Origin of the sequence: Bradyrhizobium sp. (assembly GCF_035309285.1) — a bacterium.
In the GTDB taxonomy this organism is placed as follows: domain Bacteria; phylum Pseudomonadota; class Alphaproteobacteria; order Rhizobiales; family Xanthobacteraceae; genus Bradyrhizobium.
On record NZ_DATGFH010000163.1, the window covers coordinates 1 to 6,746 of the forward strand.

10 protein-coding genes and 1 pseudogene are annotated in these 6,746 nt (G+C 63.5%); 5 read left to right on the forward strand and 6 right to left on the reverse strand.

Annotated elements, in window-relative coordinates; genetic code table 11:
- Positions 1 to 666, reverse strand: a pseudogene (locus tag VKR55_RS28990) (hypothetical protein); the annotation flags it as partial.
- Positions 667 to 834: 168 nt separating this feature from the next.
- On the opposite strand from VKR55_RS28990, the gene VKR55_RS28995 reads away from it, so the two are divergent.
- The gene (locus VKR55_RS28995) at positions 835 to 2,859 is read left to right on the forward strand and encodes a pyrroloquinoline quinone-dependent dehydrogenase (RefSeq protein WP_414642481.1); all 2,025 of its coding nucleotides are present in this window, start codon (positions 835 to 837) and stop codon (positions 2,857 to 2,859) included.
- 15 nt (positions 2,860 to 2,874) lie between these two features.
- On the opposite strand, the gene VKR55_RS29000 is transcribed toward VKR55_RS28995, so the two are convergent.
- Entirely contained in the window at positions 2,875 to 3,336 is a 462-nt protein-coding gene (locus tag VKR55_RS29000) for a PaaI family thioesterase (protein WP_324408825.1), read from the reverse strand.
- A 177-nt stretch (positions 3,337 to 3,513) separates the two neighbouring features.
- Between VKR55_RS29000 and VKR55_RS29005 the strand changes: the two genes are divergently transcribed.
- The 3 genes from VKR55_RS29005 to VKR55_RS29015 all read left to right on the forward strand — a co-directional run bounded on the left by VKR55_RS29005 (position 3,514) and on the right by VKR55_RS29015 (position 4,368).
- The gene (locus tag VKR55_RS29005) at positions 3,514 to 3,660 is read left to right on the forward strand and encodes a peptidylprolyl isomerase (protein WP_324408826.1); all 147 of its coding nucleotides are present in this window, start codon (positions 3,514 to 3,516) and stop codon (positions 3,658 to 3,660) included.
- Positions 3,661 to 3,757: 97 nt separating this feature from the next.
- Positions 3,758 to 4,066: a hypothetical protein gene (locus tag VKR55_RS29010; RefSeq protein ID WP_324408827.1), complete on the forward strand. Its 309-nt coding sequence runs from the start codon at positions 3,758 to 3,760 to the stop codon at positions 4,064 to 4,066.
- 74 nt (positions 4,067 to 4,140) lie between these two features.
- Positions 4,141 to 4,368 carry a hypothetical protein gene (locus tag VKR55_RS29015; protein WP_324408828.1) on the forward strand — a complete coding sequence of 76 codons (228 nt, stop codon included), beginning with the start codon at positions 4,141 to 4,143 and terminating at the stop codon, positions 4,366 to 4,368.
- A 42-nt stretch (positions 4,369 to 4,410) separates the two neighbouring features.
- Here VKR55_RS29015 and VKR55_RS29020 read toward each other — a convergent pair whose 3' ends face one another.
- Positions 4,411 to 4,644, reverse strand: coding sequence for a DUF6894 family protein (locus VKR55_RS29020; RefSeq protein ID WP_324408829.1), 234 nt, complete (start codon positions 4,642 to 4,644; stop codon positions 4,411 to 4,413).
- 279 nt (positions 4,645 to 4,923) lie between these two features.
- Between VKR55_RS29020 and VKR55_RS29025 the strand changes: the two genes are divergently transcribed.
- Positions 4,924 to 5,307: a hypothetical protein gene (locus VKR55_RS29025; RefSeq protein WP_324408830.1), complete on the forward strand. Its 384-nt coding sequence runs from the start codon at positions 4,924 to 4,926 to the stop codon at positions 5,305 to 5,307.
- A 131-nt stretch (positions 5,308 to 5,438) separates the two neighbouring features.
- On the opposite strand, the gene VKR55_RS29030 is transcribed toward VKR55_RS29025, so the two are convergent.
- From VKR55_RS29030 to VKR55_RS29040, 3 genes are all read right to left on the reverse strand, one after another.
- The gene (locus VKR55_RS29030; RefSeq protein WP_324408831.1) at positions 5,439 to 5,684 is read right to left on the reverse strand and encodes a PilZ domain-containing protein; all 246 of its coding nucleotides are present in this window, start codon (positions 5,682 to 5,684) and stop codon (positions 5,439 to 5,441) included.
- Positions 5,685 to 5,861: 177 nt separating this feature from the next.
- Positions 5,862 to 6,044 carry a hypothetical protein gene (locus VKR55_RS29035; protein WP_324408832.1) on the reverse strand — a complete coding sequence of 61 codons (183 nt, stop codon included), beginning with the start codon at positions 6,042 to 6,044 and terminating at the stop codon, positions 5,862 to 5,864.
- 386 nt (positions 6,045 to 6,430) lie between these two features.
- Positions 6,431 to 6,556: a hypothetical protein gene (locus VKR55_RS29040; RefSeq protein ID WP_324408833.1), complete on the reverse strand. Its 126-nt coding sequence runs from the start codon at positions 6,554 to 6,556 to the stop codon at positions 6,431 to 6,433.
- Positions 6,557 to 6,746: the final 190 nt, after the last annotated feature.

The following is a 6,746-nucleotide window of genomic DNA, read 5'->3' on the forward strand; positions in this document are numbered from 1 at the left end:
CAGGCGGAATTCGACATAGTTGCCGGCGGAGGCGACCCAGACGATCTCGTCGGGATTGGCGAGGATGGAGAGCCGGCCGTCGCGGAGCCAGAGTTCGGCAGGCGCATCGGGAGCGCGGGCTGCTTCAGTCTCGATCGCGCCGGTCTGGATCGCCGGCGCGACTGTTCGTTCGCCGAGCCAAAAGGCGACAGTGATGGCGGCAAAGGCGAACACATCCTTGCGCATCTCGTACAGCGCCTGGTGCGCCCAGGGAAAGGAATAGGCCCAGCCGGCGATGCGGTAGGCGAGCTCGCGAAGCAGGCCCATGCCGGCAATATGTAGCGCCGAAAAGGTCAAAAACAGCGCGGCGATCGCAAGCGCGGTGCGGAAGGGCCGGTCGGCGCCGGTCCGGATCAGAATGGCCCCGAATCGCACCAGCGGCACCAGCGCCACCACGACAATGCCGCTGGTCAGCTCCCAGAGCGCCGGCTCCCAGAGATTATGGGGCGCGCCCAGCCTCCAGGCGATGTCGCGCCCGTTCGAGAAGACGTTCACCACACAGGAGATCGTGATCAGGATTATGACAATGGCATAGACGGCCGCGGTCGATAGACCCGCGTCACCGCCACTCGTCCGCGCCAGTTTGCCGCTCGGCCTCGCCGAATCCGCTTCGTCCCGCCCACGCAACCATTCATCCCGCCGCGGCTGGACGGGCGGCTGCCGAGCCGGTTGGATCAGGGAGCGGAGCATGCGGAGGGCACGGGAAAGTTGATGAACAGGAACAGCCTATCTCGCCTCCGCGCGTCGGAAAAGCGGCCTAACCGATCTGTGATCATGTTCGGCCAACTCGTTCGAATGTCGATGCTTTTGCTCGCGCTCGCGATCCCGTCCAAAGCAGCGGCCGCGGATTGGGCGTATTGGGGCGGCGATCAGGCCGGCACGCGGTTTTCAAAACTCGACCGGATCACGCCCGCCAATGTCGATAACCTCATGCGAGCCTGGGTGTATCACACCGGCGATCTCCAAAGCCGGCCGAAGGCGGCGATGGCGCGCACCAAGTTCGAGGCGACGCCGCTGTTCGTCGAGGATTCTCTCATCTTCTGTTCGCCGTTCAACGAGGTGATCGCGCTCGATCCCGGCACGGGGATGCAGAAATGGCGTTTCGATGCGAAGATCTCCAACACCCAGATTCCTGCCAATCGCTACAATTGCCGCGGCGTCGCGCATTGGGTCGACGAGACGGCCGCCATAGGCGCGATGTGCCGCAGCCGGATCTTCATGGGCACCAACGATGCCCGTGTGATTGCGCTCGATGCGAAGACAGGCAAGCCTTGCGAGGATTTCGGCGAGCATGGCGAGGTCAAGCTCGACATCGGAAAACCCTTGCTCTGGCCCGGCGAGTTCCAGATCACCTCGGCGCCGGTGGTGACGCGTGGGGTCGTCGTGGTGGGTTCGGCGATCTCGGACAATGCCCGCGTCGAGGCGCCACTTGGCACCGTGCGCGCCTTCGATGCGCGAAGCGGCAAGCCGCGCTGGAGCTTTGACCCGCTGATCCATGATGGCATCGACGCCGGCGAGGCCAATGTCTGGGCGCCGATGTCGGCGGACGACGAGCGCGGCCTCATCTTCCTGCCGACGACCTCGCCGAGCCCGGATTTCTGGGGCGGCAAGCGGATCGGCAATGACGAGCACGCCAATTCCGTCGTGGCGCTGAAAAGCGAGACCGGTGAACTGGTGTGGTCGTTCCAGACCGTGCATCACGATGTCTGGGACTATGACCTGCCGGCGCAGCCGACGCTGGCGCGCATCGACACGGGCGAGGGGATGCGCGACGTCGTGATCCAGCCGACCAAGCAGGGCTTTGTATTCGTGCTCGATCGCGACACCGGCAAGCCGGTCTGGCCCGTCGAGGAACGACCCGTGCCGCAGGGCGGCGCTGAAGGCGAGAAGCTGTCGCCGACGCAGCCGTTCCCCACCCACGTGCCGCCGCTGATGCCGCAGAAGTTTTTGCCCGAGGATGTGCTCGACTTCCCGCCCATCATCGGCAGCCCGTCGTGCCGCGCGCAGCTCGCCGCGGCGCGCTATGACGGGCTCTTCACTCCGCCGTCGACGCAAGGAACGCTGATCTATCCGATGACCGGCGGCGGCGTGAACTGGGGCAGCGCGGCGTTCGATCCGGTCCACCAGATCCTCTACGCCAACACGACCAATGCCCTGCATCTCGTCAAGCTGATGCCGGCCGCGGAAGCTGAAAGCTACCATCCGCTGCCGGGCCGTGAACTCGGCCGGCAGCGCGGCGCTCCGTTTGCGATGACGCGTGAAGTCGTGAAGTCGAGGCTCGGCTTGCTCTGCAACCGGCCGCCCTGGGGCAGGATGGTCGCGCTCGATCTGAAGGCAGGAAAAATCCTGTGGCGCTCGACCGTCGGCACCACGGAAGATCTCGCCCCGCTCGGCATTCCCTTCCACTGGGGTACGCCGCTCGTCAGCGGCGTCGCGATCACCGCCGGCGGCCTCGTCTTCACCGGTGCGATGGATGCTTACCTGCGCGCCTTCGACGCCAAGTCCGGCGAAGAGCTGTGGCAGGGCCGGCTGCCGGTGCCCGGCGTCGCCAATCCGATGACCTATCTCTGGAAGGGCGAGCAATATGTCGCGATCGCTGCCGGCGGCCATTCCGAGGCCGGCACCTCGATCGGCGATGCCGTGGTTGCGTTTCGATTGCCGCGTCCGGGCGAGGCGCCCTCGCTGTGGTCGAAGACGATCGATCGCCCGGGCGGACGGTTTGCGGCGGACGCCACCGCTGCGGTGGTCGTCATCATTCTCGTGGTCATCGCCCTGCGGCGCTGGCGTCGCAGGGCGAAACTCCGGGCGTCGCGTGCATAAGCCGAGTGGGCTCTTTCACGGCAGCATCGCGAAGGCGCTGGAGACCATCGCCACCGGCTTGTTGTCGGTGGCCGACGACAGCGTAACGCGGCCGAAGCTCATGGTGCGTCCGAGCCGCACGACGCGCGCGTCCGCCAGCACATCGGACGATGTCACAGCGCGCATGAAATGCGTGGTCTGGTCGACGGTGGTCATCGGCCGGTAGCCGTGATTGGCCGCGAGGTTCGCGAGCACCATCGCGGTGTCGGCGAAGGCCATCAGCGCCTGGCCGCAGACGATGCCGCCGTTGCGGCAGAGCCGTTCGGAAAAGGGCATGCGCAGGATCGCGCCGGGCTGCCAGTCGCGCGCGTTCGCGGGCGGCTCGAAGTCGAACGCTTCGACGATGAGGTTGAGGTCCTTGACCCACGGCGCGAACACGTCGCCGAGCACCCGACGCGCTTCGTCGATGCCGAACCCCGGATCCTGTTGCTGTTGCATGAAGTCTCGTTCCTTGCCCCGATTTGATGTTCCGCGTACCGCAAAATTGCCCATCCCGGAAGGGATGCTGGAACTTGTTGTTTGAGCATGATCTTTCGGAAAACCGCTTCGCACTTTTCCGGATCATGCTCTGGCTGCTTGAAACGGCCGGTTTGGCGGGCCTAAGATGAGAACCGGATGGTGGAGCGGATCATGGTGCGGCGTTGGGGTGTCATTCTTGCCTTGATTGGCCTTGGGCTCCTGCTCGATGCCTGCACCAAATGCGGCCCGATCTGGGACGACTGGATGCAGCCATCGAAATCCTGCCGATCAGACAACCTTTGATGTCGCGCACTTGCCGGTGGCGCTCCCGCCTGATGGTCCTCTTGGCGGTGTGTCCAGCGACGGTGTATGGTGTCACAAAAATGTCGGGGAGCCTTCGATGAAAGTCTTTCGCGTGGCGGCGCTGTTCGTTCTCCTCACCGGACCGGCTTATGCGCAGATGCCCAACGTCAACCTGCTTCCGCCGGATAAGCCTGCCAAGACGGAAGAACAGATCGAACAGGAGAAGCAGCAGCAAAAGGCATACCAGGACTCGCTGAAGACGATTCCGGATGCCAAGGCTTCCAGCGACCCCTGGGGCAATGTACGCAGCCAGGCGCCGAAGACCGCCCCCGCCAAGAACCCGGCGAAAGCCAAGAGCAAGGCCAGGACGATGGCCAAAACCGGCGGCAATAATCCCAAGCAATAATCCCAAGTAGGCGGTGGGACTCCGGTCCCGCCGATATTATATTTGACCGTGCCGCATTGTATGGGAGTTACGGCATGGGTTCGCCGCGCGATCTCGCCGACCGCATGTCTCGACGGCGCCAGCCGCACGACGGCTATTTGCGCGAAACGTTCACGCTGCCGCGCGAGAAGGCGCGGGCGAAGGCGCGCGATTACCTCGCCCGCTACCCCAAAGCCGGCTACATGAGCGCGGTCGAAAGCTGGCGCGAGCTGCCGGATGGCGAGATCGAGTTCACCATGCGCCGCCTGCCGAGCGCCGATTGACGATTCTCGATCGGAATGGCGGTGCACGCGCCTGCGTAGGCTCTAATCCAGCGACTCCGCGATGATGCGGATGCGGAACACCGGCCGCTTGGACTCGTCCAATAGCTCCATCTGCCACTCGGAATTTTCGGCGAGCTTGCGCGAGATGCCGGCCGCCATGTCGGCGCAAACGCTCGTCAGCTCCTTCCAGGCGGCGCTGCGATCGGCGCATTCGGTGCCATAGTCGGAGGAGCCGGAGTAGCGGCCGTTTTTGATGCGGAAGAAATAGAGCGGCATGGTAGAACCGATGCGAAAAGCGCCGCTCCTGGCCAAGGACTAAAAAATGCGGGGGAGAGTGGATTCCCAAAAGGGAAGCGGATCAATTCCGGAAAAATACGGGCCGCCCGGGTCTCGCAGGTAACCCGCAACGCACACCGGTCACATTCCGGTGTGATGCCGCGACTGCTTGACGCCTCTCGTTGCTCGTCGCGGTGCGCCGACCTAATCGAACATTTTCTCCGGCGCCACCGTCAGGCGGTAAGCGATCTCGGTCGACCCGTCGGAAACCTCGAGCACATGCAGGCACAGCGGGCAGCGGAATTCGCTCGCGGCTCCGCGGCGGGACGCAAGTTCGATCCGGCGCAAACCGGCGCGGCAATCAGGGCAGATGACGTCGCCTTTTTTCATGCTGTGATGATACCCCCGGACGATAACCGTTCGACGACGACTGCACTTTCATCGGCGGCCGGTCGCGAAGCCATGCGGTCCACACTCATGCTCCGGCTCGACGTCGGGTGCATGGGGCGAAGGGTTCGGCTTTTCGACCGCATCGATCCGGGCCTTGAGATCGGCCGCTCGTTCGATCAGGGAAGCGGCGAGTTCCGGATTTGCGGTGGATTTGGCGTACCTGAGAAGCGTTGTCGCCTGGCGCGCAAAGTAAGTTCTGCCCAGCACGTTTGATGGACCCTTCAATTACCGACACTGCATCACGCCGGAACAGGCCGAAGCGTTCCCGGCCCGCACATTAAAATTGTCGATTTGGGCCCGTTCCGGCTCCTCTGACCGCGATGGAACCCGCGAAAGCCTAGTAATCAGCCTTTTTCAAATGCGACGCCGATGCGCCGGTCATGCCGGCGGACCACGCGGCAAGGCTTGCGCCAGCCCTCGCTTGCGATCGCCAGCACGAAGCGATCCGGAAACCAGAGCGGGCTGTTGACCTCAATCGCAGCGCCGGAATCGGACAGGTTCCGGACGGTGCAGGGGAGAGATTCACCGCTGAACTCGATGGTTCCGGCTTTCAGGACACGATGGCGGGGTGAGGTGCGGTGTTCGTCCATGAGGCGCCACGAGGATCATGCGGCATCGCGGGGCTGGGTTTAAGGGTAGAATCGGACACTAGCGCATGCCCGAGCCGCGTGCGAGTACCGTCGGCTATCCAGCCCCTTTAACTATGGATTGACCGTGCCGCCAGCAGGTCCATGGTGGAAGCGGCATTCGCCGACAGATGCGACGCGCTAGTGCTTCCTGATCGCCGAGAATAGGCCTCGTTCCTGAACCCATACGACGAGCGGCGACGTTAGCGCGTTCTGCTTGGCGGCGGTCACGCGGCGGTTGAGCTCCGGTAGCGCCCGGTATTCCCGGTCCGTGAGCTTCAAGAGCCCGCCGTCATAGAAATGCGGCTCATCGAGCTTTCGCATGAGGCTCTCGACATCTTTCTCGCTCCAACCGCGCCAATAGTCGCCGATTGCGGTCAGAGAGACCTTGGCCGCTCTCCGAAAGTCAAGTTCTGTGATGATCCGCTGAAGGCCCATGGTGGAGGGTTGGCTCGCAATCGTCCCGGGACGGCTCCCGCCTTGAGAGCGCTACTAGCACTCCAGGGAACTCGCAAAGTCAACTGCGGTTGTGATTTGTGATGCGACTATAACAGCCGGCACCAGGCCGCTGATATAATTAAGATAAATTCCGAAAAAGGGCCCGCTGCCGCCGTCCGGCTCACTTTTCGCGGAGGACCGGCTGCAGGTCCGTGGCCTGTGCTACGAAGCGAGCGCAAACCGGAGGGGGCCCGAATGGAGTGGCTGGTCTTTCAACTCGCGTCGATCGCCTCGATCCCGCTGTCCTCCCTCATGGCTTCCGAGCGCGGAAGATCGTGCAGGGTCTGGACCTGGATGGCGGCCTTGATCGGGCCCTTTGCGCCTTTGGCGCTTTTCATTCTCGGCAACGCCAGGCGTCTGGTGCGGGCGAACTGACGCACGCACGGCGGCCTTACTTTTCCCACCCATCCGCGCTTCGCAACCAACATTCATGTATTGGATTACAAGTTACGCCTGTAAACCGATTGCGATGTCCACCTTCGCCGATTGTCTCATACCGGAACATCCAAGCTCCCACGATCGTGGCAA